This window comes from Achromobacter sp. D10 (genome assembly GCF_035282245.1).
Lineage (GTDB): Bacteria > Pseudomonadota > Gammaproteobacteria > Burkholderiales > Burkholderiaceae_B > Achromobacter > Achromobacter insolitus.
Genome location: NZ_JAYJLE010000019.1, coordinates 27,631 through 53,115 on the forward strand (window position 1 = coordinate 27,631; position 25,485 = coordinate 53,115).

Consider the following 25,485-nt stretch of genomic DNA (forward strand, 5'->3'; position numbering starts at 1 on the left):
GCGTTCACAGGCACAGATTGGCGGGTTCGATGATGCTCTGGTCGCGGCGGGCGATGCGCGTGGACAGGCGCACGTCCGTCTTGCCCTTCCAATGTATGGTCGTCAGCACGGCTTCCACCCCCAGGCTGTCTTCCTGGATCAGTTCAAAACCATTGCGCACCGCCTTTTGCTGGAAATTGATGCCCATGTTCTTCCAGGACTCCGCCACGCAGGCCGTGTAGTCCTCGGGCGTGCGCTGGGTAGAACCGTAGAAGACCGGATCGCGGTCGCGCACGTCTTTGACGTTGGCGCAAGCCGACAAGGCTGCCAGGACAGTAAGGGACAAAGCGGTGCGGACCTTCATGGCGATGGAACTCTCAAACGGTTGGAGGTGGATGGGGCGGCCAATATAACGTAACGCCGCGAGGCGTCAGGACGCGCGGCGGGCCGATTTGGGGCGGAAAGCCGCGATGACTTCCGGCCGGGTCTCGGCGTACGGACCGCCGATCAAGTCTATGCAATAAGGAATGGCGGCAAAGATGCCGGGCACCAGCACGGCGCCATCTTCGCCCTTGAGACCTTCCAGCGTTTCGCGGATGGATTTGGGCTGGCCCGGCAGATTCACGATCAGGGCGGCGTGATCGGGGGTTTCGCGGATGACCGCCACCTGGCGAGACAGGATGGCCGTGGGCACGAAACGCAGGCTGATCTGCCGCATCTGCTCGCCAAAGCCGGGCATTTCCTTGGTGGCGACGGCAAGCGTCGCCTCGGGTGTCACGTCGCGGCGCGCCGGTCCGGTGCCGCCGGTCGTCAGGACCAGATCGCAGCCGCAGCCGTCCACCAGTTCGATCAGCGTTTCGGAAATGCGCGCGGGTTCGTCGGGAATCAGGCGGTCCACCGCCTGCCAGGGCGAAACCAGGGCGCCGCCCAGCCATTCGCGCAGCGCGGGCAGCCCCAGGTCCTGATATGTGCCGCTGGAGGCGCGGTCGGAAACGGATACCAGGCCGACGATCAGTTCGTCGGGGTGCTTGCGGGCGATACGGGTAGTAGCGGTCATGGGCTGCGGATCTGGCTGAAGTGCATTCAAGCGGCGCGGATGCGGCCGCGGGCGAGGTCAATACTGGAAATCCAGAAGCCCCCCGCCACAGCGATGCTATCGCATTCTCTCCCTGCGGGATTCACGGCGCCGCCTGTGGCAAAAAGGCGAATCGGCCGCAGGCGCGGGTTTCCCACGCTTGTTCCGGTCATGGCCGCTCGATAACATCCGCTAACAAACCTCTCCTCTTACCTGGAAATAGAGGCGCCCCGCGCTTTATTGGTTCCCCATGTTCAAACGCACACTACGGCAGCATGCGCTGGCGGCGGCGCTGGCCTTCGCCGCGGCGGCTGCCGCCGGGTGGGGCGCCTGGCACTCCCTGGCGTTGAAAACGGAGCCGGTACCCGCCGCCGCGCCCGGGATCTACATCCCTAACCTGGGCAATACGCTGCAGGAGCAGACACGTAACCTGTCGCGCATGAGCCAGGCCTTGCGCACAGGCGACCGGCTCGTGATCCTGGGGTCGTCCGAACTGACCAGCAACGACCTGCGTTTCGTACCCTACCGCTATCTGGCTGACGAATTGCAGATGCCCGTGCTGGCCTATGGCCATTCGGGATTCCAGTCGCTGGGCATGCAGTTGGTGCTGGCAGCCATGGCCGAAGACCTGTCGCCAGCGTCCCGCGTGGTGGTGATGCTGTCGCCCGGTTGGTTCGATGGCGACGGCGGACTGGGTCCGGACGAGTTCAAGGAGCACGCCAATCCGCTGCTGCCCCGCCTGCTGCGGCAACCCGAGGGCCGGGCGGAGGTGGTCCGCTGGCTGCAGGCCAAGGGCGATGCGGGCGTCGCCTGGTCAATGGCGGCCGAGCAGGCCTACGTCTTCCGCCAGCGCCTGGTCGATCTATGGACGCCCGCCCACGCGGCGCCTGCTCCGGAACGCGAGCGCGAGGGACCGCCGGCGGCCGCCCGGGTGGTGGACTGGGAGGCACTGGCCGCGCAGGCCCAGGATGCCGAGCAGGCCCTCATGGCCGGCAACCGCTATGCCGTGCGCGACGAGTTCTTCAACAAGTACCTGCGCAGCATTCCCGCGGGCGGCAAGACCGCCTATCAGCCCCAGCCGCTGACTGGCCGGGATGAACTGCGCGAGCTGGACTCCCTGATGGCCCTGCTGCGCCAGCGAGGCGTCCCCGCCCTCTTCGTCATGCAGCCGCTGCATCCCCTGGTTTTCAAGGACCTGGACCGCTTCAGGCCGGTGCAGCAGGAAGTTGCGGCGCTGTGCCAGCGTTACGCCATGCGCTGCATGGACATGTACAGCGCGCCGTTCGAAGTGGGAATGCTGCGCGACGTGCAGCATCTGGGCGAGCTGGGTTGGCTGCGGGTCAACCAGAAAATCGCGGAAGTTTTCTATCCATGAAGGACTGCCGGCAATGAAAAGAACCCTTTGGCTGTGCCTTCTGTATCTGGGCGTCCTGGCGGTGATGGTGATCCAGGCGGACACGTCCGCCAACCTGGGCAAACCGATGGAAATCGAGTTCCAGTATTCGAAATTCTGACCGGCTGCGGGAGCAGTGCCTGCAAATTGGTAGCCGCAAGCAACCAGTGACAGGTCACAAATCTGCAATAATCGGCTCCTCTCGCCGGAACCTCCCCCGCCTCCATGTTCGACCTCTTCCACGGCCTAGACCTCTGGGTAGGCCTCAGTCTTGCGCTGGCCCTGACATTCGTCCTGGCCTTCGAATTCATCAACGGATTCCATGACACGGCGAACGCCGTGGCCACGGTCATCTACACCAAGGCCATGCCGCCCCACCTGGCGGTGGTGCTTTCCGGCATATTCAATTTCCTGGGCGTGCTGCTCGGCGGCGTGGGCGTGGCCTATGCCATCGTGCACCTGCTGCCCGTGGAACTGCTGATCAACGTCGACACCGGCCGCGGGCTGGCCATGGTGTTCGCCATGCTGGCCGCAGCCATCGCCTGGAACCTGGGCACCTGGTATTTCGGCATCCCGGCGTCCAGCTCGCACACCCTGATCGGCTCGATCCTGGGCGTGGGGCTGGCCAATGCGCTGATCACCGACCTGCCCCTGGCGGACGGCGTCAACTGGGGCAAGGCCATCGACATCGGCCTGTCCCTGGTGGTTTCGCCCGTGGCCGGCTTCCTGGTGGCGGGCGGACTGCTGCTGATGCTCAAGCGCTGGCTGCCGCTGTCGAAGATGCACAAGACGCCGGAACAGCGCCGCGCCATCGACAACAAGAAGCATCCCCCGTTCTGGAACCGCCTGGTGCTGGTGCTGTCGGCCATGGGCGTGAGCTTCGTGCACGGCTCCAACGACGGCCAGAAAGGGATCGGCCTGATCATGCTGGTGCTGATCGGCATCGTGCCCGCCAACTTCGTGCTGGACACCAACAGCACCACCTACCAGATCGAGCGCACCCGCGACGCGGCCAACCACCTGAACGTGTTCTACCAGCGCAACGAAGCCATGCTGGGCGAGTACCTGGCGCTCAAGCGCGTGGACGCCACCACCGAACTGCCGCGCAACTTCCGCTGCGACCCCGAGTTGACCATGCCGACCATCGCCGCGCTGCAGTCCGAACTGCACGGCGTGTCCAACTACGCCGACCTGTCGGCCGAAAAGCGCATCGCCGTGCGCCGCTACCTGCTCTGTCTGGACGATACGGCCAAAAAGGTGGCGCGCATCGAAGGACTGCCCTCGCGCGAGCGCGCGGATCTGCAGCGCCTGCGCGCCGACCTGACGGCCACCACCGAATACGCTCCCTTCTGGGTGATCGTGGCGGTCGCCCTGGCGCTGGGCGCGGGCACCATGGTCGGCTGGCGCCGCGTGGTGCTGACGGTGGGCGAAAAGATCGGCAAGCAGGGCATGACGTATGCACAGGGCATGTCCGCGCAGGTGACCGCCATGGGCGCCATTGGCATTGCCAACGTCTTCAGCCTGCCGGTATCCACGACCCACGTGCTGTCTTCCGGCGTGGCAGGGACCATGATCGCCAACAAGAGCGGCCTGCAAGGCAGCACGGTGCGCAACATTCTGATGGCCTGGGTACTGACCCTGCCCGCCTCGATGCTGCTGGCCGCCGGCCTGTTCTGGGTCGGCGTGCAGATCGCCGGGTGATGATGTGCGGCCGTGCAGGCAATCTGCACGGCCGATGCAACACTCTGGCTACCCGGCCAGGCTTTCTTCCTTCCCGGCCCGCGTCTACCATGGCGCCATGGCTACCCCACACCCCACCCTGCATTACATTTTCGACCCGCTTTGCGGCTGGTGCTACGGCGCCGCGCCCCTGGTGGAGGCGGCCCGCGCCATCGCCGGTCTGGACATCGCCCTGCACGGCGGCGGCATGATGACCGGCAGCAACCGCCAGCCGGTCACCGACAGGCTGCGCCGCTACGTCATGCCGCATGACGAGCGCATCGCCGGCCTGACCGGCCAGCCCTTCGGCGACGACTATTACAACGGCCTGTTGCGCGATGAAGGCGCCGTGTTCGATTCCGAGCCGCCCACCACTGCCGTCCTGGCCGCGCAGACGCTCGCCGGCCGAGGACTGGACCTGCTAAAGCGTATCCAGCGCGCGCACTACGTGCAGGGCCTGCGGATTGCCGATCCGGCCGTGCTGGAGTCGCTGGCAGCGGACATCGGACTGGACCAGGACGCCTTCCGCGCAGCCTATGCTGGCGCCCAGGGCAGCGAAACGGCGGCGCACATCGCGGCCAGCCGCCGGTTGCTGGCCCAGGTCGGCGGCAGCGGCTTTCCGACTCTGGCGCTGGAACAAGGCGGCGCCTTCGACATGCTGGAGCCCAGCCGTTACCTGGGCCGTCCGGAGCAATGGCAGGCGGACTTGCGCGCTCGCATCGACCGCGGTTGAAGGCCCGGACTCCGCCTCAGGTTTCTTCGATGTCGCCGTCGCGCTGCAGCGCGCGGTGCATGGCTGGACGGTCGCCCAACCGTTCCGCATAGGCCGTGAACACCGGCGTTTCAGGCATGACCTTCACCTGCATCATGTATTGCAAGGTGCCGCCCAGCACGATGTCCACCGCCGAGAACCTCTCACCCAGGAAAAAAGGGCGTGCCTCCAGGACCCGGGTCAGCACTTGCTGGACCTCGTCGGCCGAGCCCCAGCCCAGCGCGCCCGCCTGGTGCGGCGTCTTGAAGGCGCGCTCGGCCATCGCGGGCTCGAACACGCCGGTGGAGTATGCCAGCCAGGTCAGGTACGGGCCGCGCAGCGGGTCGCCCACCACCGGCCCCAGCCCGGACTGGGGAAACAGATCGGTCAGATAGAGCGCGATGGCGGGCGTCTCGAATACGGGCACGCCGTCGTGCACCAGCGCCGGCACCTTGCGGTGCGGATGGATATCGATGTAGTCCGAGGGCATGTGGCCGGCGCTGTCGCTGCCGCGGATGGACACCATTTCGGTGTCGTAGGGCACCCCCAGTTCTTCGAGCAGCCAGAGTATCCGGAACGACCGCGAGCGCGGCGCGTGATAGAGCGTAAGCATGGTCGGTCTCCATGGAAGTCCGACCATTTTGCCCCGCGGGCGTTACGCCGCCAAGGCCAGCAACACCCCGTAGCCGGCCATGCCCAGCAGCACCGCAACGCCAGCGTTGCTGACCAGGCGGGCCGCCACGGCAGTCACCACCAGGCCGCCCACGTAGGGACCGATGGTCGCCGCCTGCTCGCCGGCGGCAAGCAGGTCCGGCACGATCACCGCGGCGGCGATCCCCGCCAGCAGCGAGGGCCCGAGTGCGGCCAGCGCCGAGCCTTCGCGCGACAGGTGGCGCAACAGGCGGCTGCGCTCGGACAGCATGAAGGGCAAGGCGCGTGTCAGATAGGTGATGGCCGCCATGGCGATCACCGCGCCCCAGAAACCCAGTCCGTCCACGTTCATGCGGACCTCCTCAGGCGATACGCGGCGCAGCCGATGACGGCGCCGGCCAGAATGGCCAGGCTGGTGTGACCCAGCGCGGCCACGACTCCGGCGCCCGCGACCGCCGCCACGATTGGTAGGCCCATGCCCCGCTTGGCGCTCTGGCACACCAGCGCCATGAACAGCGCAGGCAACGCAAAGCGCATTACCTGGGACAGCATGGGGTAGTGGCGTTCCAGCCCGTCGCCCGCATAGACGCCAACGGCGGTGCCGGCGATCCACGTGAGCCATGCGCCCAGCCCCAGGGCGATCATCCAGCGCTGGCGGCCCGCGGGCTCCACGGCCTGCAGGCGGTTGAAGGCAGTGGCGAACACCTCATCGGTCAAGAGGAACGCGACCTTCAGCCGGTCGCGCAGCGCGGCGGGCAGGAAACGGGACAGCAGCGGGCCGTACAACAAGTGGCGGGCATTGAGCAGCGAGCACAGCGCCACCACCCACAACCATGGCGTGCCGGCCTTGATGGAGGCGAGCAGCAGGAACTGGCTGGCCCCGGCGTAGACTAGCACGGAAATCAGCACGACCTGCAGGGGCGTGAGGCCTGCAGCCACCCCGGCGATGCCGAAGGTCACGGCTACCGGGAAGTAGCCGATCATGACGGGCAGGCAGGATTTCAGGCCATCGATGCGGGCGCCGCCCGCCAGGGCCGCCGCCGCGGGGGCAGAAGGTGTCTCCAAGGTGTGTTCGCTTATCCGGTTCTACGACCAGCTAGTTTACCCACCCGGGAAACGCCGCTACTTGTCCTCCAGGCCCAGCGCGCGCAACTGCGCCTTCAGGCGGCGGACTTCCTGGCTCAGGTCCAGGATCAGCGCCGCCGCGTCCAGGCCGGCGCCGTAATCGCGCACCAGGCGGCGGGCGTCCAGCGCGCGCTGCAGGTCGCTGCTGTAGAAGCGCCAGTCGGCGGGGCCGGGGCCGCTGGCATTGACGATGCCAACCTCGACCAGCCGCGCAACCCATTCGACTTCCTCGCCGCAGGCGCGGGCCAGATCGTCGGCGGATAGCGGGCGGGACTTGCCCACGACCGTGGCGGTGGTGACGACGATTTTTTTCATGGTCATACCCCCAGATGACGCCGCGGGTTGAAGGGCAGGTCCTGTTGCAGCTTGCGATAGGCCTCCTTGGCCGCCTCGCTGTCGGCGGGCGGCAGCACCAGGTCCAGCACGAGGTAGAGGTCACCCGGCGGATCGCCGGGAATCCCGCGCCCGCGCAGGCGCAGCTTGCGGCCGTTGGCGGACCCCGCCGGTATCGAGACTTCCACCGTGCCGCCCGGCGTCGGCGCGTGCACGCTGGCGCCCAGCGCGGCTTCCCAGGGCGCCACCGGCAAGGTCATGTAGAGATCGCGGCCATCGGCGCGGTAGCGCGGATGCGGCTTGAAGCGGACTTCCAGGTAGAGGTCGCCGTTCTCGCCGCCGCCGTAGCCCGGCATGCCCTGTCCGGCCAGGCGGATGTACTGGCCTTCGCGCACGCCCGCGGGAATGCGCACGCTCAACGTGCGGGTCTGCATATGGGGGCGGCCCTGCTCGTCCATCTGCATGGAGCGCAGGCTGATGTCGCGCGTGGCGCCCTTGAGCGCGTCTTCGAGATCCACCTCGATCGCGGCGTGGTGGTCGTCGCCGCGCGCGCGGAACTCCTGTTGCTGCGCGCCGCCGCGCCGGCCGCGGCCACCGAACAGCGAAGAGAAGAACTCGCTGAACTGCGCCTCGTCGCCGGGCGCCGCCCCGCGGTGGAACTCGAAGCCCTCGTCCCAGCCGGGCGGCGGCTGGAAGCTGCCCTCGGGCGATACGCCGGCGGCCAGGTTGTCGTAGGCCAGGCGTTTTTCCTTGTCGCGCAGCACGTCATAGGCTTCGTTGACGTCGCGCATGCGGGTCTCGGCGTCGCTTTCCTTGCTGACGTCGGGATGATACTTGCGGGCGAGCTTGCGGTAGGCGCGCCGGATGTCGTCTTCGGAGGCCTCCCGCTCCACCCCTAGAATGCTGTAGTAGTCCTTGAACTCCATGTGCAGCCCTTGGCAAAGCGTTGCGGCCGCCTCCGGGTTAGCCGGATCCGGCCTGGGATATCAGCAAGATAGGGGTTATGGGGCGATTTTTCAATGCGCCCGGTCAGGCTTTCGGCCTGCGCTCGCGTAGTATCTGCTTTTTCCATGGGCGCGATTCCGCCCGGACTTCGAGACAGGATCCACGATGAAGATGAGCAACATCCCCTTCGGCACCACTGACTGGTCCGAGGTGGAACCCACCGAACACGCCGGCGAAACCGGCATGGCCTACTGGCGCACCCGGCAATTCGGCGATCTGCGCGTGCGCATGGTGGAGTACACGCCGGGCTATCTGGCCGACCACTGGTGCAGCAAGGGCCACATCCTGTTCTGCCTGGAAGGCGAACTGCACACCGAACTCGAAGACGGCCGGCAATTCGTGCTGAAGCCGGGCATGAGCTACCAGGTCGCGGACCAGGCCGAACCGCACCGCTCCTCCACCGCCACCGGCGCCAAGCTCTTCATCGTCGACTGACTCCCTCCCCGGGGCGACACGCTGGCCGCAGATGCGTTACGCTTTGAAGTGTCCGCGGCCTCGCGCCACGGCCCTGCCGCTACCCGTCTGACCGGAGACTAGATTTTGGGCGCCCCGCTTACGCTATACGTCGATTCCCTGTTCCTCAGCCCTTACGCTATGTCGGTCTATATCGCGCTGACGGAAAAACAGCTGCCATTCGAGGTGCGTCCCATCGACCTGGAAGCGGGCGAACAACGCATGCAGCCCTACCAAAGCCGCGCGTTGACCTCGCGGGTGCCCGCGTTGACGCATGCGGATTTCAGCCTGACTGAATCCAGCGCCATCACCGAATACCTGGAAGACGCCTTCCCCGCCCCCGAGCACACCGCGCTTTATCCGCGCGACGTCCGCCAGCGCGCTCGCGCCCGCCAGTTGCAGGCCTGGCTGCGCAGCGATCTGGGCGCGCTGCGCCAGGAACGGCCGACCGAAACCGTGTTCTACGGCGCCGCCGGCCTGCCGCTGTCGGACGCCGCCCATGCAGCGGCGGCCAAGCTCATCCATGTGGGCACCCACCTGGTGGGCAATGGCCGCACTTCGCTATTCGAAGACTGGTGCATTGCGGACACCGACCTGGCGCTCATGCTCAAGCGCCTCTTCCAGGACGACCTGCCCGACGCCCTGCGCGCCTACGCCGACGCCCAGTGGCAACGCCCCTCCGTCCAGAAATGGCTGGAGCACAACGCGGCTGCGCGCGCCTGAACCGCCCCACAGGAGCCGCGATGCAATTGCTGGATCACGTCTCCATCGCCGTTACCCGACTGGACGCGGCACGGCCGTTCTACGACGCCGTCATGCAGGCGCTGGGCGCGGCCAAGGTCTATGACCGCCCCGATGCGCTCGGTTACGGCGAACGCTGCCGCGCCGGCAGCAGCCAGCACAGCTATCTGTCCGTATTCGCCGAGGACGGCGCGGCAATGCCCGCCGCGCGCCGCCACTGGTGCTTCAAGGCGCCCAGCCGCGCCGCTGTCGACGCCTTCCATGCCGCCGGCCTAGCCCATGGCGGACGCGACGATGGCGCGCCGGGCTTGCGCGAACACTATCACCCCCACTACTACGCCGCCTTCCTGCTGGACCCGTCCGGCAACCGCATCGAAGCGGTCTGCCATGACCCTGCTTGAGCTGTAGCCTGGCTGCCCGTTCCTAATGGGGACAGGTAGATCAAGCCTCTTTGACCTGTATCAAGATGTCCGATGTTGCAGCGCAACATCAGTTGCGGTGTAATGGAGAGGTCAACTCGGCCGGTTCCACTCGGAATCGGCGCGGCGGCTCGCCGCCGCATGCAACCTACAGGAGATCGCCATGGCCGGATCCGGCAACGATCGCGTACCCGCCCCGTCTTTCAACCCCTGGACGGCCGCCTACGAATACGCAGTGGACGCCTGGCAACGCGGCGTGCTTTATGCCGACGTGATGCGCCAGCGCGGCAACCAGTACCACGAACACATGGCCAAGCGCGCACCCAATGTGCTGAGCATGGAGTCCGAGCTGGTCATGGACGGGCGCTGCCTGCCCCGCCCCGTCAACTACGGACTGCTGCGCATCAAGCCGCCCGAGGGCGTGGAAACCGACCCGATCAAGCGCCCCTTCCTGGTGGTCGACCCGCGCGCCGGACACGGGCCTGGCATTGGCGGCTTCAAGCCTGAAAGCGAGATCGGCGTAGCGCTGCGCGCGGGCCATCCCTGCTACTTCGCCACCTTCCTGCCCCAACCCATGCCGACCCAGACCGTCGAAGACGTGATGATGGCCGAGGCGCGGTTCCTGGAAGAAATCATCGCGCTGCACCCCAATGCCGAAGGCAAGCCGGTAGTCGTGGCCAATTGCCAGGCAGGCTGGCAGATCATGATGACCGCCGCGGTGCGGCCCGAACTGTTCGGCCCCATCATCGTAGCCGGCGCGCCGCTGTCGTACTGGGCGGGCTGGCGCGGCATGAACCCCATGCGCTACGCCGGCGGCCTGCTGGGCGGCAGCTGGCTCACCGCGCTGACCAGCGACCTCGGCGACGGCAAATTCGACGGCGCCTGGCTGGTGCAGAACTTCGAAAACCTGAATCCGGCCAATACCCTGTGGTCCAAGCAGTACAACCTGTACTCCAACGTCGACACCGAGGCCAAGCGCTACCTCAGCTTCGAAAAATGGTGGGGCGGCCACGTCTTCCTGAACGGCCCGGAAATCCAGTACATCGTCGACAACCTTTTCGTCGGCAACCGCCTGGCCACCGCCGGCCTGGTGACCTCGGACGGCATCCGCATCGACCTGCGCAACATCCGCTCGCCCATCGTGGTGTTCTGCTCCAAGGGCGACAACATCACGCCGCCGCCGCAGGCGCTGGGCTGGATCCCCGACCTGTACCAGGACGATGCCGAAGTCCTGGCCCACGGGCAGACCATCGTGTATGCCGTGCATGAAAGCATCGGCCACCTGGGGATCTTCGTGTCCGGCAGCGTGGCGCGCAAGGAGCACCAGGAATTCACGTCCAACATCGATATGATCGACGTGCTGCCGCCGGGCATCTACCAGGCCGAGATCGCCGACAAGACGCCCGACACGCCCAATGCCGACCTGGCCTATGGCAACTACGTGCTGTCGTTCGAACAGCGCACCCTGGACGACGTGCGCGCCATTGTCGAACGCAACGAAGAGGACGACCGCCGCTTTGCCGCCGTTGCCCGCATTTCCGACATCAACCTGGGCATGTACCGCAGCTTCGTGCAGCCCTGGCTGCGCGCCCTGGTGACGCCGCAATCGGCGGAATGGTCGCAGCGCCTGCATCCGCTGCGCCTGCCTTACGAACTGATCTCCGACCGCAATCCGGCCATCGCGCCGATTGCCCAGGTCGCCGAGCGGGTACGCGAACACCGCCAGCCGGTATCGGCCGACAACCCCTTCCTGATGGCGCAGGAAATGTTCTCGAACCTGGTCGAAACCAGTCTGAACATCTGGCAGGAGCTGCGCGACTCCGCCGACGAGCGCACCTTCATGGGCGTTTACGGTTCGCCGCTGGTGCAGGACCTGGCCGGCCTGGGCGCGCGCTCCGGCCCGCCGCGCAAGCATCCGGGCGTGTCACCCGAGCACCGCCGCTTCATGGAAGAGCGCGCCGCCGAGCTGCGATCGCTGATGCTGGAAGGCGGCCTGCGCGTGGCCGCGATCCGCATGCTGCTGTATGTGTCGGGCGCCGAGGGCGGCCTGGACGAACGCAGCTACGCGCTGATCCGCAAGATGCGCGCCGAATCCGACACCGCGCTGTCGTTGCAGGAGTTCAAGGACATCATCCGCGATCAGGCTTTGATGATGACCCTGGACGCCGCCGGCGCCATCCAGGCCATACCGCACCTGCTGGACAACGCGCCCGCCGCCGCGATCCGCGAAACGCTCGACACCATGAAGCACGTGCTGGAAGCCGCCGAACCCCTGAGCGAAGCCGCCCGCATCAGCCTGGACGAGATGGAACGCATCTTCGAATACGCCGAGCGCCGTGCGCAGAAGCGTGAGGAGGCTCACCAGCCGGCGCCCAGGAAAACGGCGACCGTCGCGCGCAAACCGGTGCGCGAGGCGGCTGCCAGGCACGAAGCACCCTCGGCCACGGCCGAGCCTGCTGTCCCCGTACGCGCCAAGAAGCGTAGCGCCTCCGCCAAACCCGCCGCGCGTCCCGCGCGCAAATCCACCAAGGCAAAATCCGCATGACGCTGCCTACATCCACCCATTACGACAAGCTCATCGCGCGCGCGCAGACGCTAGCGCCCGCGCATTGCGCCATCGCCCATCCCTGCGACGAACCGTCGCTGTCGGCCGCGCTCGAAGCGCGCGACCTGGGCTTGCTGCGGCCGATCCTGGTGGGCCCCGAGCAGAAGATCCGCGCCACCGCCGCCGAGCATAAGCTCAACCTGGGCGACGCCCGCATCGTGGACGCGCCGCACAGCCACGCCGCGGCCGAATGCGCCGTCGGCCTGGTGCGCAGCGGCGAGGCCGAGCTGCTCATGAAGGGCAGCCTGCACACAGACGAACTCATGCACGAAGTGGTGGCACGCACCACCGGGCTGCGCAGCAGCCGGCGCATCAGTCATGTGTTCATCATGGAAGTGCCGACCTACGCCGAGCCGCTGTTCATCACCGACGCCGCCATCAATATTTTTCCGGACCTCGAAACCAAGGCCGACATCATCCGCAACGTGATCGACCTGCACCACGGCCTGGGCCTGGGCGAGCCGCGCGTGGCGATCCTGTCCGCAGTGGAACAGGTCAATCCCAGTATCCCCAGCACCATCGAGGCGGCCGCGCTGTGCAAGATGGCCGACCGCGGCCAGATCACGGGCGGCCTGCTGGACGGTCCCCTGGCGCTGGACAACGCCATCAGTCCCGACGCCGCCCGCATCAAGGGCATCCGCTCGCCGGTAGCCGGCGTGGCGCAGGTGCTGGTCGTACCCGATCTGGAAGCCGGCAACATGCTGGCCAAGAACCTGACCTTCCTGGCCAACGCCGAAGCCGCCGGCATCGTGCTGGGCGCGCGCGTGCCCATCATCCTGACCAGCCGTGCGGACAGTCCGCGCTCGCGCCTCGCGTCCTGCGCGGTTGCTGCGATCTACGCCCACCACCTGGGCCAGCAGGAAGCCCGCCCGCTCGCTTAACACATGGAAACCACCCCCTACCCGCTAACGCGGGCCCCCTCAAGGGGGCGGCACTGGCGGACCGGCAAAGCCGGATCCGCGGCGCCCCGGATCGGCTCCGACGCGTATTGCGCATGCCACGGCACGCTCCGAGTCGAGACGCTCGAACGGGATTTTTCGTTTTGTCTTCGGCAGGCCGTACCGCGGGCAGAGAAGCACGCGCGCAACTTGTCTCAACGTGGAATCACAGCGCCATGACCGACACCATCCTCGTCATCAACGCCGGCAGTTCCAGCATCAAGTTCTATCTATACGACATCGACGGCGCGCAGGAACTCGCCCCACGGCTGGGCGGGCAGCTCGAGGGAATAGGCACCTCGCACCCCAAGCTGCGGGTGCGCGATGCGGCCGGCCAGACCCTGGTCGAACGCGAAATCGCGCCCGGCCACGCGCCCGACGTGCCCAATGCCCAGGAAGTCGTGGGCACCTGGCTCAGCGGCCATCTGGGCGGCGCGCCGCTGGCCGTGGGCCACCGGGTGGTGCACGGCGGCCCCGAGCTCTCCGAACCGGTGCTGATCGACGACGCCATCCTCGCCAAGCTCGACACCTTCACGCCGCTGGCACCGCTGCATCAGCCAAACAACCTGGCGCCCATCCGCGTGATCCGCGAGCGCCGGCCCTGGATCCCGCAAGTCGCCTGCTTCGACACCGCATTCCATCGCAGCCACTCCGATGTGGCCGACCGCTATGCGCTGCCGGAACGGCTGTACCAGCAAGGCGTGCGCCGCTACGGCTTTCACGGCCTGTCCTACGAATACATCGCCCAACGCCTGCGTAAGGCGCTGCCCGACATCGCCGACGGCAAGATCATCGCGGCGCACCTGGGCTCCGGCGTGTCGGCTTGCGCCATGCACCATGGCAAGAGCGTGGACAGCACCATGGGCTTCACCGCGCTTGAGGGCCTGCCCATGGGCACGCGCCCCGGCCGCCTGGACCCTGGCGTCGTGCTGTGGATGATGGAACGCGGCATGAACCACGACGAGATCGAGCACTTGCTCTATCACGATTGCGGTATGAAGGGCCTTTCCGGCATCAGCAACGACATGCGCGAATTGCTGGCCAGTGACGCGCCGTCGGCCAAGCTGGCGCTGCAGTACTTCGCCTGGCGCGTGGCGGAAGGCATGATAGGCCTGGCCTGCGCGATGAACGGCGTGGACGGCATCGTTTTCACGGCGGGCGTGGGAGAAAACTCCGCCGAGATCCGCCAGGCGATCAGCGAGCACTGGGGCTGGCTAGGCATCAAGCTTGATCCCGAACGCAACGGCCGCCACGGACCTCGCATTTCCGCGGACGACAGCCGCATCGGCGTGTATGTGGTGCGCACCAATGAAGAACTGATCATCGCGCAGCACACGCTGGCGCTGGTGAGGCAGCGATGAGCGCGCTCTTGCCACTGGCCGGCAAGCGTGGCCTGGTGACAGGCATCGCCAACGCCGACTCCATCGCCTGGGGCTGTGCCAAGGCCTTCCACGCGCTGGGCGCCGAGCTTGCCGTGACCTACCTGAACGACAAGGCCCTGCGGCACGTGGAGCCGTTGGCCCGCCAGGTGGAAGCGCCGCTTCTATTGCCGCTGGACCTGATGCGCGACGGGGAACTGGAAGCCGTCTTCGACACCGTCGCCAACGAATGGGGACAGCTGGATTTCGTGCTGCATTCCATCGCGTTTGCACCCCGCGACGATCTGCACGGCCGCGTGACCGACTGCTCGCGCGCCGGCTTCCTGCAGGCCATGGACGTCTCCTGCTGGTCCTTCATCCGCATGGCCAAGCTCGCCGAGCCGCTGATGCGCAATGGCGGCACACTGTTCTGCATGAGCTACTACGGTTCGCAGATGGTGGTCGAGCACTACAACATGATGGGGCCGGTGAAGGCAGCGCTGGAATCCGCCACCCGCTATCTCGCGGCCGAGCTGGGCCCGCAAGGCATACGCGTGCACGCCATTTCTCCCGGACCGCTGAAGACGCGCGCCGCCTCGGGCATCGCCGAGTTCGACGCGCTGCTGGACCGCGCACAGGCCAAGGCGCCCACGCGCAGCCTCGTGTCCATCGACGACGTGGGCGAAGCCACCGCCTGGCTGGCCACCGACGCCGCCCGCCGCATGACCGGGCAGACGATCTACATCGACGGCGGCTATCACATCATCGACTAAGCCCTGCGCAAGGCGCGTGGCGCGGTAAGCCGCCCTTAGCCCAGCGCGGCGGGCGGTGCCTGGCGCCAGCGCTCGATCGCCTCGACCGCCTGTTCAGGGCTGCCAAAAATCTTCTCGCGGCCGATCTTCTTGACCAGGCCCGATCGCTCCAGCGCGGTGCGGAACTGACCGTGCCCGCCCGCGACCAGCAGCGTAATGCCGCGTTCGTCGAGTTCGCGCTTGAGCTCATACAGCGCCTCGACGGCATCGGCATCGGCCTGCGTCATGGCTTCCGCGTCCAGCACGAACCAGCGCACATCGCCCGCCTGCTCCATGACTTCCCGGGCGCGCCGGCGGAAGGTGTCGGCATTGAAAAACCAGACCGAGGACTCAAACAGCCAGATCACCGTGCCCGGCACCGGCTGCGCTTCGGGGTTCAGATGCAGCTTGCCCAGCACCGACTCCCCAGGCAGCCGGCCCAGCAAGGCGTCACGCGGATTGCCCGACACGTACATCGCGTACAGCAGCGTGGCGCCCACCGACACCGCCACGCCTTGCAGCACGCCGAAGCCCACCACCCCGACCGCGGCGAGAACGCCGAACGCCAGCTCGATGCGCGAAATTCGGGCCAGGCGCATGAAGGCGTGGCCGTCGAACAGGCTGACGGCGGCCAGCAGCAAAATGGCCGACAGCACTGCCTGCGGTAACCAATACAGCGGACCGCTCAACAGGCCCACCACGATGGCCAGCGCCGCCGCCGCGGTGACGCTGACCAAAGGCGAAGAACCTCCGGCCACCAGGCCCACCGCCGTGCGGGAATCTGCGCCCGTCACGACAAATCCCTGGAACAGGCCGGCCGCCATGTTGGCTGCGCCAAAGCCCACCAGTTCACGGTTGGGATCCACGTGCTCGCCGGTGCGCGCGGCAAAGCTGCGGGCCGTCACGATGCCGCTGGAAAAGCTCACCACCAATACCCCTGCGGCGCCCAGCAGAATGCCATCCACGCCCTCCAGCCGCAGCGGCAGGCTCAGGGCCGGCAAGCCCGCAGGCACTTCGCCAACGACAGCGATGCCCAGGCCAGGGAAATTGAAAAGCCATGACAACAGGCAGGCCAGCACCACCAGCATGATCGGGCCAGGCCAGGTCGGCCGCCAGCGCTTCACCGCCACCAGCAGCACGCAGGACGTCAGCCCCAGGATCAGGGTGGGTATCTGGATTTCCGGCAGGCGCCGCGACAGTTCCAGGAAGGGATGCACCAAGCCGCTGTTGCGCAGGCCCACGCCCGTCAACCCGCTCAATTGCGACAAGGCCAGCGTGATCGCCACGCCCGCCATGTAGCCGATCAGGACGGGCCGGGACAGCAGGTTGGCCAGCACGCCCAGCCGCAGCGCGCGCGCGATCAGGCACCCCACGCCCACCGTCAGGGCGATGCCGGTGGCGGCGACCAGGCGGTCTTCCGGCGTGGTCAGCGCCATGCCGGTCAGGGTGGCTGCGATCAGGGTGCAGGTGGCCGTGTCCGGCCCCACGATCAAGGTACGCGACGAGCCGAACAGGGCGTAGCCCAACATTCCGGCGATGGCTGCCCACAGCCCCGCCACCGGCGGCACGCCCATCATGGCGGCGTAGGCCAGGCCCACAGGCAACGCCACCGCCGCCACGCTCAGGCCGGCAGTGACGTCTCGCCGCGCCGATTCCCGGGTAATCCCACGGAAGTTGTTGAGGCCGGGAATGAAACGAAGATTCATGATGCTGCGGGAATCGGAGAGAAAGCGCGCACAGCGCGCCGATTTGCGCCAAGGCTACACCAAGCCAGACAGCCCCGGGCGGACCGGGATCAAAGCCCCATCACTTTATTCCTCCGAGGAATGAACTTCCTTAAATTTTTATCCCTTTTCGACAGCAGCCCCAATGCGTAGAGTCGCCAGCATAAGAAAAAGCGGCCGGCAGGCCGCGCCTGTACATCACTATGGCCGACTCTCCGCCTCCTCCCGGGCGGACAAGACGGCTCGCACAACTGGAGACACCATGTCGTTCGCTTTCCTGCGCCGCGCCGGCAGCGCGCTCGCGCTGGCCGCGCTGGCCACCGCCATCGCCCCTGCCGCCTCCGCCCAGTCCTATCCGGACCGTCCGATCAAGCTGGTGGTGCCCTGGCCCCCGGGTGGCGCCACCGACGCGCTGGGCCGCATGCTCGCCCAGCGCCTGACCGAGAGACTGGGTCAAACGGTCATCGTGGACAACAAGGCGGGCGCAGGCGGCAATATCGGAACCGCGGCATTCGTGCGGGAAAAACCCGACGGCTATACGCTGCTGGTCGCCACCAGCTCGACCAACGCGGCCAACCCGCACCTGTATGCCCGGCTGGGCTTCGATCCGGTCAAGGACTTCACGCCCGTCGCCTTCGTCGCCGAAATCCCCAATATCCTGGAAGTCCCGAAACAATCGCCCTTCCAATCCGTCGCCGACCTGATCACCGCGGCCAAGGCCAATCCCGGCAAGTTGAATTACGGGTCTGGCGGTGTCGGTTCATCGCAGCACCTGGCGGGGTCGATGTTCAAGTATTTGACCGGCGTGGATGTGATGCACATTCCTTACAAGGGCAGCGGGCCGGCGGTGTCCGATCTGCTCGCGGGCCAGGTCGACATGATGATAGACACGGGTTCCCTGGCCCAGGTGCAGGCCGGCGCCTTGCGCGCGCTGGCGGTGGCGTCGCGCCAGCGGCTGCCCGCGCTGCCCGACGTGCCCACTTTCGCCGAAGCCGGCGTGAAGGATATGTACGCGTCCGCCTGGTACGGCATCGTCGCGCCCGCCGGCACTCCGCCCGACGTGGTGCAACGCCTGAACAAGGAAGTCAATGCCGTGGTCGCCGATCCGGAGATGAAAAAGCGGATGGAAGGCATGGGCGCGCTGGTCCCCGAAGGCCAGACGCCCGAAGCCTTTGGCGCATTCATACGGTCCGAGATCGACCGCTATGCCGACATCGTGAAGATGTCGGGCGCCAAGATGGAATAGGCCATCCCAAGGCGGGACAGCCCCCCTACCTCTAACTCTTACTTGGTGGCCCGCGCTTCGAGCACGGCCACGGCGGGCAGCGTCTTGCCTTCCAGGAATTCCAGGAAAGCGCCGCCACCGGTCGAGATGTAGCCCACCTGCTCGCCGATGCCGTACTTGGCGATTGCGGCCAGCGTGTCGCCGCCGCCGGCGATCGAGAAGCCTTCCGATTCGGCGATCGCGCGCGCCACCACTTCGGTGCCATTGGCGAACTGGTCGAATTCGAACACCCCTACCGGGCCGTTCCAGACGATGGTGCCCGCCTGCTTCAGGATCTGGGCCAGTTGCGCCGCGGTCTTCGGCCCGATGTCCAGAATCATGTCGTCGTCGGCCACGTCTTCAGCCGCCTTGACGGTGGCCTCGGCGTCGGCGCCGAAGGACTTGGCGCACACCACGTCCACAGGAATCGGCACGGCGGCTCCGCGCTGCTTCATGATGTCGATCACGGCGCGCGCCTGATCGACCTGGTCGGGTTCAGCCAGCGACTTGCCGATGGACAGGCCGGCAGCCAGCATGAACGTGTTGGCGATGCCGCCGCCCACGACCAGCTGGTCGACCTTGTCGGCCAGCGACTGCAGGATCGACAGCTTGGTCGACACCTTGGAGCCACCCACGATGGCGACCAGCGGGCGCTTGGGTTCGTGCAGCGCGCGACCCAGGGCTTCCAGTTCGGCGGCCAGCAGCGGGCCGGCGCAGGCCACGGGCGCGAAACGCGCAATGCCGTGGGTGGTGGCTTCGGCGCGATGGGCGGTGCCGAACGCATCGTTGACGTAGACGTCGCACAGCGCGGCCATCTTCTTGGCCAGCGTCTCGTCATCTTTCTTTTCGCCGACGTTGACGCGGCAGTTTTCCAGCAGCACGACCTGGCCGTGATCGACCTGGACGCCGTCGACCCAGTCGCGCACCAGCTGCACGGGCATGCCCAGCAGCTCGGACAGGCGCTGGCCGACCTTGGCCAGCGAGTCGGCATCAGTCAGCACGCCTTCCTTGGGACGGCCCAGGTGGGAGGTGACCATGACGGCGGCGCCGGCGTCCAGCGCCATGCGGATGCCGGGCACCGAAGCGCGGATGCGGGTGTCTTCGCTGATGCGGCCGGCGTCGTCGAACGGCACGTTCAGATCGGCGCGAATGAACACGCGCTTGCCGGACAGGGCGCCGGACTTGGCCAGCGCGGACAGAGTGTTGACCTTGGACATATTTGGATTCCTACGATGGGCGTACAAAGGGGACGAACCCATTTTCCGCACGCGCGGAAAACAAATCCGTCCCCTCTATGGACTAGGGCCTGTTCACACTAAAGCGAGCCATGCACGGGCCCTCGCCGGGTTGCTTACTTGGCCGACATCAGCGCGACGGTGGTGTCGAGCATGCGGTTCGAGAAGCCCCACTCGTTGTCGTACCAGGACGAGACCTTGACCAGGCGGCCCGAAACCTTGGTCAGCGACGCGTCGACGGTGCTGGAGGCCGGGTTGTGGTTGTAGTCCACCGAAACCAGGGGCTCGGTGTTGTAGTCCAGGATGCCCTTGAGCTCGCCTTCCGAGGCGGCCTTCAGGATGCCGTTCACTTCTTCGACGGTCGTGTCGCGCTTGGCCACGAAGGACAGGTCGACGATCGACACGTTGATGGTCGGGACGCGGATGGCGTAACCGTCCAGCTTGCCATTCAGTTCCGGCAGCACCAGGCCCACGGCGGCGGCAGCGCCGGTCTTCGTGGGGATCATGCTCATGGTGGCCGAACGCGCGCGGCGCAGGTCTTCGTGGTAGACGTCGGTCAGGACCTGGTCGTTGGTGTAGGCGTGGACGGTGGTCATCAGGCCGTTTTCCAGGCCCAGCTTGTCGTTCAGCGGCTTGACCAGCGGGGCCAGGCAGTTGGTGGTGCACGACGCGTTCGAGATGACGGTGTCGGAGGCCTTCAGCACGCCATGGTTCACGCCGTACACGACGGTGGCGTCGACGTCCTTGCCGCCCGGAGCCGAGATGATGACCTTTTTGGCGCCGCCCTTGATGTGCGCGCCGGCCTTTTCCTTGGTCGTGAAGAAGCCCGTGCACTCCAGCACCACGTCGACCTTCAGGTCGCCCCAGGGCAGTTCGGCCGGGTTGCGGTTGGCCAGCACGCGGATCTTGTCGCCGTTGACGACCATGAAGTCGCCGTCGACTTCGACGGTGCCCGGGAACTTGCCGTGGGCGGTGTCGTAGCGCGTCAGGTGCGCGTTGGTCTTGGGATCGCCCAGGTCATTGATGGCGACGATTTCGATGTCGTGCTTCTTGCCACCTTCGTAGTGGGCACGCAGGATGTTGCGGCCGATGCGACCGTAACCGTTGATGGCGACGCGAATGGTCATGACTAAGCTCCTTTTTACAAAACTTGGCGGACGGTCTCGGCCACCTTGTCGGCGGTCAGCCCGAAGAACTTGAACAGAGCGCCGGCCGGCGCGGATTCACCGTAGCGGTCGATGCCGACGACGGCGCCTTCCAGGCCCACGTACTTGTGCCAGAAGGCGGTAACCCCGGCTTCGACGGCCACACGCGGCAGGCCCTTGGGCAGCACGGATTGCTTCCAGGCGGCGTCCTGGCGGTCGAACACGTCGGTGCTGGGCATGGAGACTACGCGCACGGCGATGCCGTCCTTGGCCAGTTGCGCCTGCGCGTCCAGCGCGATGGCGACTTCCGAGCCCGTTGCGATGATGACGGCGCGGGCGCCTTCGGCATCGCGCAGCACATAGCCGCCGCGGGCGATGGCTGCGACGGTGGCGGCATCACGCTGCACGAAAGGCAGGTTCTGGCGCGACAGCAACAGGGCCGTCGGACCGCCGTCGTGCACGTCCATGCCGATGCTGGCGGGGCGCGTCACGGCCGCGTTCCAGGCCACGGCGGTTTCAGCCGTATCGCAAGGACGCCACAGCGACAGATTGGGGATCAGGCGCAGGCTGGCCGCGTGCTCGATGGACTGGTGGGTCGGGCCGTCTTCACCCAGGCCGATGGAGTCGTGGGTGAACACGTGGACCACACGCTGCTTCATCAGCGCGGCCATGCGAATGGCGTTGCGCGAGTAGTCGGAGAACGTCAGGAACGTTCCGCCGAACGGCAGGTAGCCACCGTGCAGGGCCACGCCGTTCATGATGGCGGCCATGCCGAATTCGCGCACGCCGTAGTTGATATGGCGGCCGAACTGGATGCCCTTGTCGCCGGCGCGGACGGCGGCGACGCCCTTCCAGTCGGTGAAATTGGAACCGGTCAGGTCGGCCGAGCCGCCCAGCATTTCCGGCAACAGCGGAGCCAGCGCGGCGATCGCGAACTGCGACGCCTTGCGAGTGGCGACGGTTTCGGCCTTTTCAAGCGTGGCGTCCAGGAAGGCCTTGAACTGTTCGGCGTAGCCGGCGGGCAGTTCGCCCTTCATGCGGCGCTTGAATTCGGCGGCTTCGGCGGGGAATTCAGCGGCATAGGCGTCGAACGCGGATTGCCATTCGGCCTGAGCGGCGGCGCCCTGCTTGCGGCCATCCCAGCCGTCGTAGATGTCTTGCGGAATCTGGAACGGTTCCGACGACCAGCCCAGCGCGGCGCGGGTAGCGGCGATTTCGTCCTTGCCCAGCGGCGCGCCGTGCACGTTGTGCGTGCCGGCCATGTTGGGCGAACCCTTGCCGATGACGGTGCGGCAGACGATCAGCGTCGGCTTTTCCGATTGCGAGCGGGCGGCCTTGATGGCGGCGTCCACGGCGGCGACGTCATGGCCGTCGATGCCACGGATCACGTTCCAGCCATAGCCTTCGAAGCGCTTGGCGGTGTCGTCGGCAAACCAGTGCTCGACGTGACCATCGATGGAAATGCCGTTGTCGTCATACAGCACCACCAGCTTGCCCAGCTTGAGCGTGCCAGCCAGCGAGCAGACTTCGTGCGAGATGCCTTCCATCAGGCAGCCGTCGCCGGTGAAGGCATACGTATGATGGTCGACGATGGTGTGGCCGGGCTTGTTGAATTCGGCGGCCAACAGTGCTTCGGCCAGCGCCATGCCCACGGCATTGCCCAGGCCCTGGCCCAACGGGCCGGTGGTCGTTTCCACGCCCGGGGTAATGCCCACTTCGGGGTGGCCCGGCGTCTTGGAATGCAGTTGGCGGAAGTTCTTCAGCTCTTCGATCGGCAGGTCGTAGCCGGTCAGATGCAGCAAGGCGTAGATCAGCATGGAGCCATGGCCATTGGACAGCACGAAGCGGTCGCGGTTGGCCCAGGCGGGATCCTTGGGATTGTGACGCAGGTTGCCGGCCCACAAGGCTTGGGCGATTTCCGCCATGCCCATGGGAGCACCCGGATGCCCGGAGTTCGCTTGTTGCACGGCGTCCATCGCGAGGGCGCGGATGGCATCCGCCAAGGCAAGTTTAGGGGCGGTCGGATTGCTCATTCGGAAGGCTCTTTGAAGCTGGCGTGCCTACGGTCAAAATAGGGGCCAGTTGAGTAGGTTGCGAAGCATGGGATTTTAGCATCCAGGGGTTTCCCCCACGCCATCGGCCAGAAGGCGGCCCCATGCTAGGCTACCGCCCCGGGGGCAAGTGCCCCCGCGCCGCGCCCGGCAGCGGGCTGGCGGCCCCTTTTTTCCATAGCTAGCCGTACGTACATCCATCCATGTCAGCCCCCCGCTTCTTCTGCGACATCCCCCTGACCGCCGGCGCCCGCGTGGCGCTTCCGGAAGCCCTGGCGCACCACGCCCTGCGCGTGCTTCGGCTGCGCGCGGGCGAAGCCGTGGTGCTGTTCAACGGCCAGGGAGGCGAATATCCCGGCACGCTCGAGGTGGACGGCAAGGCCGGTTTCGCCCAGCTGGGCGAATTCGTACCGCGCGAGGCCGAGCTGGCCGGGCGCGTCACCCTGGTGCAAGGGCTGCCCTCCGGGGACAAGATGGACTGGGTGGTGGAAAAGGCCGTGGAACTGGGCGCCGCGCGAGTCAGCCCCATCGCGGCCCAGCGCAGCGTCCTGCAATTATCGGGCGCCCGGCTCGACAAGCGCTTGGCCCATTGGCAGCGCATCGCGCAGTCCGCCAGCGAACAATGCGGCCGCAACCGGCTGATGGCCGTGGACGCGCCCCTCACCCTGGCCGAATGGCTGCAACAGCCCGCCGACGGCCTCTGCCTGCTGTGCCACCCGGAAGCGGACGAGGACCTTGCCGGCACGCTGCGGGCCGCGGCCGGCCTGCAGGCCCTGACGTTGCTGGTCGGGCCCGAGGGCGGATGGTCGGATAAGGAATTGGCCCAGGCCCGCGAGGCAGGCGTGCAGGCCGTGCGCTTCGGCCCCCGGGTGCTGCGCACCGAGACCGCGGGGTTGGCGCTGTTGTCGGCGGCCAGCGCGCTGCTCGCCTGGTAAGGCAACCGGATCAGCTGTCTTCGCCGTAGGGCGCAGCCGCCACCCCGGGTTCGGGATCCGGATGGCGCCCGGCGTGTTCGATGACATACGCAAAAACGCGACCGTTCTCGCGCGCGAAATCCGCGGCGTCGGAACAGACGGTTTCGATGCGGCCAGAATCCTCTTCCAGCGCAGGGTCGCCCGAGTGCAGACGGTACAGCCAAAGCACCACGCCCGTTTTGTGGTCCAGCACGGTGTCGCACAGGCAGTCGTAGAGGGCGTCCAGGTTGCCGCCGAAGTATTCGGGGAAATCGACCGCCTTGACGATGGCGCGCAGCACCGCGGAACGGCTGCGGGCAGGATCGCAATTGGCGACGAACAGGGCCAGGCCGAGCTCATGGGCGGCGTCCACGACGGCCTTCTTGTCCAGCCCTTCATGGGCCAGCGCACCGCCGCGCATCAGTTGCCGCTGCAGAGTAGATTGGCCATTGCGCGTCATGCCTGAGCCTCCTTGAAAAAGGCGATCACTTCGTCGTTACGCTGCATCGTATCGGCATAACCCAGTTCAATCAATCGCTTGGTGTAGCTGGATTCAAATAAGAGGTAGGACATCAGCGATCCGCCGCCCGGACGGTCTGGATCGGACGATACACCGAGTACGCGGAAAAGAGCACGGGCTTGGGCCGGCATATCCCCCAAATGTTCCAGCGCCATGACATCCAGCGACTGGCTTGGGGTGATCGTCAGGACCTCGATGCGCCGCGCATGGCGCTGCGCGGCGTCCGCGCCGGACTGCTCCATGAGGAAGTTGATGCGTTCCAGGCGTTCGACGTCGGCCGACAGGCCGTCCAGGAAAATGCTGGCCAGCGCGTGCCCGCCGACCTGCGCCAGCGAGGGATAAGGCGGCGAGTCCTCGCGGTTCTCGGGATGCGTTTCGTCGCGGAAACCGGTGCCGATCACCAGCACGCGATGCGCGCCCAGATGGATGGCCGGACTGATCGGCGCCAGCTGCCGCATCGAGCCGTCGCCGCACCACTCCCCCTTGCCATGCACCTGTACCTGCCGGGCCGGAAAGACGAAAGGAATGGCGGACGAGGCCATGAGATGGTCGATACCGATAGGCGTGGGCAGCGCCAGGCGCAGATAGCGATGCCAGGGTTCGATGGGCGTATGCGCCTGGTAGAAGGTCAGGTGCTCGCCGCTGGTGTAGCCGGACGCCGTGATCGCCAGCGCCGACAGCGCCCCGCTTTCAAGGTTGGCGCGCAGATGCTGGAAGTCCAGCACGCGCTCCAGCAAAGCCTGCATGGGGCTGTTGTCCAGCAAGGAATGGGGCCGCTTTCGCGTCAGCCCCGAATACATCCATCCCAGCGACAGCAGACCCAGCCAGCGCACGCCGGTGCGTATGAGACCGGGCGCGTCGGCCCGGTAGATCATGTCGGTGTTCAGGGAAGACCACAGGCGGCGGATGCGGCGCACGCCCAGATGGGGCCTGTCGGCGCGGCAAGCCAGGGCGGCGGCATTGATGGCGCCCGCCGAGGTGCCGCAAATGATGTGGAATGGATTCTGGAAGCGCGAATGCCAGTCCGGATCCAGCAATTCCATGATGGCGCTGAGCACGCCCACCTGATAGGCGGCGCGGGCGCCGCCTCCGGTCAGGACCAGGCCGGTCGGCGTGCGCGGGCACGCCGGACCGGCAGGCGTTACTTCAACGCGGTGTGTTGACATCGACCACCGTCATCGCGGTCATGTTGACGATGCGGCGCACGGTGGAGCTGGAGGTCAGAATGTGCACCGGCGCATTCGCGCCCAGCAGGAA

26 protein-coding genes are annotated in these 25,485 nt (G+C 66.7%); 13 read left to right on the forward strand and 13 right to left on the reverse strand.

The features are described 5' to 3' along the window. Positions 1–4 precede the first annotated feature (4 nt). Entirely contained in the window at positions 5–343 is a 339-nt protein-coding gene (locus VCS63_RS29455) for a hypothetical protein (RefSeq protein WP_042794783.1), read from the reverse strand. Between the two features lie 66 nt (positions 344–409). Continuing rightward, positions 410–1,036 (reverse strand): molybdopterin adenylyltransferase, encoded by a 627-nt coding sequence (gene mog / locus VCS63_RS29460; protein ID WP_063643349.1) that lies wholly within the window; start codon positions 1,034–1,036, stop codon positions 410–412. 268 nt (positions 1,037–1,304) lie between these two features. Between mog and VCS63_RS29465 the strand changes: the two genes are divergently transcribed. The 4 genes from VCS63_RS29465 to VCS63_RS29480 all read left to right on the forward strand — a co-directional run bounded on the left by VCS63_RS29465 (position 1,305) and on the right by VCS63_RS29480 (position 4,899). Continuing rightward, entirely contained in the window at positions 1,305–2,429 is a 1,125-nt protein-coding gene (locus tag VCS63_RS29465) for a D-alanyl-lipoteichoic acid biosynthesis protein DltD (RefSeq protein ID WP_042794784.1), read from the forward strand. 13 nt (positions 2,430–2,442) lie between these two features. After that, positions 2,443–2,568, forward strand: coding sequence for a hypothetical protein (locus VCS63_RS29470; RefSeq protein ID WP_008162923.1), 126 nt, complete (start codon positions 2,443–2,445; stop codon positions 2,566–2,568). Between the two features lie 104 nt (positions 2,569–2,672). After that, positions 2,673–4,148, forward strand: coding sequence for an inorganic phosphate transporter (locus tag VCS63_RS29475; protein ID WP_042794785.1), 1,476 nt, complete (start codon positions 2,673–2,675; stop codon positions 4,146–4,148). A 97-nt stretch (positions 4,149–4,245) separates the two neighbouring features. Continuing rightward, complete coding sequence (locus VCS63_RS29480; protein WP_076817853.1) at positions 4,246–4,899, forward strand: DsbA family protein; 654 nt, start codon at positions 4,246–4,248, stop codon at positions 4,897–4,899. A 16-nt stretch (positions 4,900–4,915) separates the two neighbouring features. Here VCS63_RS29480 and VCS63_RS29485 read toward each other — a convergent pair whose 3' ends face one another. Genes VCS63_RS29485 through VCS63_RS29505 form a run of 5 tightly spaced genes read right to left on the reverse strand, consistent with a single transcriptional unit; the run spans position 4,916 to position 7,952 of the window. Beyond that, on the reverse strand, positions 4,916–5,530 hold the full coding sequence (locus tag VCS63_RS29485; RefSeq protein WP_042794786.1) for a glutathione S-transferase family protein: 615 nt from the start codon (positions 5,528–5,530) through the stop codon (positions 4,916–4,918). 42 nt (positions 5,531–5,572) lie between these two features. Then, positions 5,573–5,920, reverse strand: a complete 348-nt coding sequence (locus tag VCS63_RS29490; RefSeq protein WP_042794787.1) for an AzlD domain-containing protein — start codon at positions 5,918–5,920, stop codon at positions 5,573–5,575. Further along, entirely contained in the window at positions 5,917–6,633 is a 717-nt protein-coding gene (locus VCS63_RS29495) for an AzlC family ABC transporter permease (RefSeq protein ID WP_042794788.1), read from the reverse strand. The genes VCS63_RS29490 and VCS63_RS29495 overlap by 4 nt, the downstream gene beginning before the upstream one ends. A gap of 57 nt (positions 6,634–6,690) precedes the next feature. Then, a complete protein-coding gene (locus VCS63_RS29500; protein WP_042797279.1) occupies positions 6,691–7,008 on the reverse strand; it encodes a chaperone modulator CbpM in 318 nt (105 codons plus the stop codon). Positions 7,009–7,010: 2 nt separating this feature from the next. Further along, on the reverse strand, positions 7,011–7,952 hold the full coding sequence (locus VCS63_RS29505; RefSeq protein WP_063643353.1) for a DnaJ C-terminal domain-containing protein: 942 nt from the start codon (positions 7,950–7,952) through the stop codon (positions 7,011–7,013). A 184-nt stretch (positions 7,953–8,136) separates the two neighbouring features. Between VCS63_RS29505 and VCS63_RS29510 the strand changes: the two genes are divergently transcribed. The 7 genes from VCS63_RS29510 (at position 8,137) to fabI (ending at position 15,318) form a co-directional block, all read left to right on the forward strand. After that, the gene (locus VCS63_RS29510; protein WP_042794790.1) at positions 8,137–8,466 is read left to right on the forward strand and encodes a DHCW motif cupin fold protein; all 330 of its coding nucleotides are present in this window, start codon (positions 8,137–8,139) and stop codon (positions 8,464–8,466) included. Between the two features lie 105 nt (positions 8,467–8,571). After that, positions 8,572–9,207: a glutathione transferase gene (yfcF, locus tag VCS63_RS29515; protein ID WP_063643360.1), complete on the forward strand. Its 636-nt coding sequence runs from the start codon at positions 8,572–8,574 to the stop codon at positions 9,205–9,207. A 20-nt stretch (positions 9,208–9,227) separates the two neighbouring features. Further along, positions 9,228–9,626: a VOC family protein gene (locus VCS63_RS29520; protein WP_042794792.1), complete on the forward strand. Its 399-nt coding sequence runs from the start codon at positions 9,228–9,230 to the stop codon at positions 9,624–9,626. A 181-nt stretch (positions 9,627–9,807) separates the two neighbouring features. Beyond that, positions 9,808–12,189, forward strand: a complete 2,382-nt coding sequence (locus tag VCS63_RS29525) for a DUF3141 domain-containing protein (protein ID WP_063961576.1) — start codon at positions 9,808–9,810, stop codon at positions 12,187–12,189. Next, positions 12,186–13,130 carry a phosphate acetyltransferase gene (locus tag VCS63_RS29530; protein ID WP_278486134.1) on the forward strand — a complete coding sequence of 315 codons (945 nt, stop codon included), beginning with the start codon at positions 12,186–12,188 and terminating at the stop codon, positions 13,128–13,130. The genes VCS63_RS29525 and VCS63_RS29530 overlap by 4 nt, the downstream gene beginning before the upstream one ends. Before the next feature lie 233 nt (positions 13,131–13,363). Continuing rightward, a complete protein-coding gene (locus tag VCS63_RS29535) occupies positions 13,364–14,548 on the forward strand; it encodes an acetate kinase (protein WP_323881907.1) in 1,185 nt (394 codons plus the stop codon). Continuing rightward, entirely contained in the window at positions 14,545–15,318 is a 774-nt protein-coding gene (fabI, locus tag VCS63_RS29540; RefSeq protein ID WP_042794796.1) for an enoyl-ACP reductase FabI, read from the forward strand. Before VCS63_RS29535 ends, fabI begins: the two co-directional genes overlap by 4 nt. Before the next feature lie 35 nt (positions 15,319–15,353). On the opposite strand, the gene VCS63_RS29545 is transcribed toward fabI, so the two are convergent. Beyond that, positions 15,354–17,042: a SulP family inorganic anion transporter gene (locus VCS63_RS29545; RefSeq protein ID WP_104653723.1), complete on the reverse strand. Its 1,689-nt coding sequence runs from the start codon at positions 17,040–17,042 to the stop codon at positions 15,354–15,356. A gap of 280 nt (positions 17,043–17,322) precedes the next feature. Between VCS63_RS29545 and VCS63_RS29550 the strand changes: the two genes are divergently transcribed. Next, positions 17,323–18,306, forward strand: a complete 984-nt coding sequence (locus tag VCS63_RS29550; RefSeq protein WP_063961574.1) for a Bug family tripartite tricarboxylate transporter substrate binding protein — start codon at positions 17,323–17,325, stop codon at positions 18,304–18,306. A gap of 38 nt (positions 18,307–18,344) precedes the next feature. On the opposite strand, the gene VCS63_RS29555 is transcribed toward VCS63_RS29550, so the two are convergent. The 3 genes from VCS63_RS29555 to tkt form a co-directional block, all read right to left on the reverse strand. Then, entirely contained in the window at positions 18,345–19,541 is a 1,197-nt protein-coding gene (locus VCS63_RS29555; RefSeq protein ID WP_063643367.1) for a phosphoglycerate kinase, read from the reverse strand. A 134-nt stretch (positions 19,542–19,675) separates the two neighbouring features. After that, positions 19,676–20,686 (reverse strand): type I glyceraldehyde-3-phosphate dehydrogenase, encoded by a 1,011-nt coding sequence (gene gap / locus VCS63_RS29560; protein WP_042794798.1) that lies wholly within the window; start codon positions 20,684–20,686, stop codon positions 19,676–19,678. Positions 20,687–20,700: 14 nt separating this feature from the next. Continuing rightward, positions 20,701–22,737 carry a transketolase gene (gene tkt / locus VCS63_RS29565; RefSeq protein ID WP_042794799.1) on the reverse strand — a complete coding sequence of 679 codons (2,037 nt, stop codon included), beginning with the start codon at positions 22,735–22,737 and terminating at the stop codon, positions 20,701–20,703. A 221-nt stretch (positions 22,738–22,958) separates the two neighbouring features. Here tkt and VCS63_RS29570 point away from each other — a divergent pair, with 221 nt between their 5' ends. After that, the gene (locus tag VCS63_RS29570) at positions 22,959–23,690 is read left to right on the forward strand and encodes a 16S rRNA (uracil(1498)-N(3))-methyltransferase (protein ID WP_063643493.1); all 732 of its coding nucleotides are present in this window, start codon (positions 22,959–22,961) and stop codon (positions 23,688–23,690) included. 10 nt (positions 23,691–23,700) lie between these two features. Here VCS63_RS29570 and VCS63_RS29575 read toward each other — a convergent pair whose 3' ends face one another. Both VCS63_RS29575 and VCS63_RS29580 read right to left on the reverse strand, forming a co-directional pair. Further along, complete coding sequence (locus VCS63_RS29575) at positions 23,701–24,168, reverse strand: barstar family protein (protein WP_042794801.1); 468 nt, start codon at positions 24,166–24,168, stop codon at positions 23,701–23,703. Then, positions 24,165–25,394, reverse strand: coding sequence for a patatin-like phospholipase family protein (locus VCS63_RS29580; protein WP_254594549.1), 1,230 nt, complete (start codon positions 25,392–25,394; stop codon positions 24,165–24,167). Before VCS63_RS29580 ends, VCS63_RS29575 begins: the two co-directional genes overlap by 4 nt. Positions 25,395–25,485 lie beyond the last annotated feature (91 nt).

Bases quoted from the DNA above. Each gene is read 5' to 3' on its own strand.
- VCS63_RS29455 (WP_042794783.1), bottom strand. From the start codon at position 343: ATGAAGGTCCGCACCGCTTTGTCCCTTACTGTCCTGGCAGCCTTGTCG.
- mog (WP_063643349.1), bottom strand. From the start codon at position 1,036: ATGACCGCTACTACCCGTATCGCCCGCAAGCACCCCGACGAACTGATC.
- VCS63_RS29465 (WP_042794784.1), top strand. From the start codon at position 1,305: ATGTTCAAACGCACACTACGGCAGCATGCGCTGGCGGCGGCGCTGGCC.
- VCS63_RS29470 (WP_008162923.1), top strand. From the start codon at position 2,443: ATGAAAAGAACCCTTTGGCTGTGCCTTCTGTATCTGGGCGTCCTGGCG.
- VCS63_RS29475 (WP_042794785.1), top strand. From the start codon at position 2,673: ATGTTCGACCTCTTCCACGGCCTAGACCTCTGGGTAGGCCTCAGTCTT.
- VCS63_RS29480 (WP_076817853.1), top strand. From the start codon at position 4,246: ATGGCTACCCCACACCCCACCCTGCATTACATTTTCGACCCGCTTTGC.
- VCS63_RS29485 (WP_042794786.1), bottom strand. From the start codon at position 5,530: ATGCTTACGCTCTATCACGCGCCGCGCTCGCGGTCGTTCCGGATACTC.
- VCS63_RS29490 (WP_042794787.1), bottom strand. From the start codon at position 5,920: ATGAACGTGGACGGACTGGGTTTCTGGGGCGCGGTGATCGCCATGGCG.
- VCS63_RS29500 (WP_042797279.1), bottom strand. From the start codon at position 7,008: ATGAAAAAAATCGTCGTCACCACCGCCACGGTCGTGGGCAAGTCCCGC.
- VCS63_RS29505 (WP_063643353.1), bottom strand. From the start codon at position 7,952: ATGGAGTTCAAGGACTACTACAGCATTCTAGGGGTGGAGCGGGAGGCC.
- VCS63_RS29510 (WP_042794790.1), top strand. From the start codon at position 8,137: ATGAAGATGAGCAACATCCCCTTCGGCACCACTGACTGGTCCGAGGTG.
- VCS63_RS29520 (WP_042794792.1), top strand. From the start codon at position 9,228: ATGCAATTGCTGGATCACGTCTCCATCGCCGTTACCCGACTGGACGCG.
- VCS63_RS29525 (WP_063961576.1), top strand. From the start codon at position 9,808: ATGGCCGGATCCGGCAACGATCGCGTACCCGCCCCGTCTTTCAACCCC.
- VCS63_RS29530 (WP_278486134.1), top strand. From the start codon at position 12,186: ATGACGCTGCCTACATCCACCCATTACGACAAGCTCATCGCGCGCGCG.
- VCS63_RS29535 (WP_323881907.1), top strand. From the start codon at position 13,364: ATGACCGACACCATCCTCGTCATCAACGCCGGCAGTTCCAGCATCAAG.
- fabI (WP_042794796.1), top strand. From the start codon at position 14,545: ATGAGCGCGCTCTTGCCACTGGCCGGCAAGCGTGGCCTGGTGACAGGC.
- VCS63_RS29545 (WP_104653723.1), bottom strand. From the start codon at position 17,042: ATGAATCTTCGTTTCATTCCCGGCCTCAACAACTTCCGTGGGATTACC.
- VCS63_RS29550 (WP_063961574.1), top strand. From the start codon at position 17,323: ATGTCGTTCGCTTTCCTGCGCCGCGCCGGCAGCGCGCTCGCGCTGGCC.
- VCS63_RS29555 (WP_063643367.1), bottom strand. From the start codon at position 19,541: ATGTCCAAGGTCAACACTCTGTCCGCGCTGGCCAAGTCCGGCGCCCTG.
- gap (WP_042794798.1), bottom strand. From the start codon at position 20,686: ATGACCATTCGCGTCGCCATCAACGGTTACGGTCGCATCGGCCGCAAC.
- tkt (WP_042794799.1), bottom strand. From the start codon at position 22,737: ATGAGCAATCCGACCGCCCCTAAACTTGCCTTGGCGGATGCCATCCGC.
- VCS63_RS29570 (WP_063643493.1), top strand. From the start codon at position 22,959: ATGTCAGCCCCCCGCTTCTTCTGCGACATCCCCCTGACCGCCGGCGCC.
- VCS63_RS29575 (WP_042794801.1), bottom strand. From the start codon at position 24,168: ATGACGCGCAATGGCCAATCTACTCTGCAGCGGCAACTGATGCGCGGC.
- VCS63_RS29580 (WP_254594549.1), bottom strand. From the start codon at position 25,394: ATGTCAACACACCGCGTTGAAGTAACGCCTGCCGGTCCGGCGTGCCCG.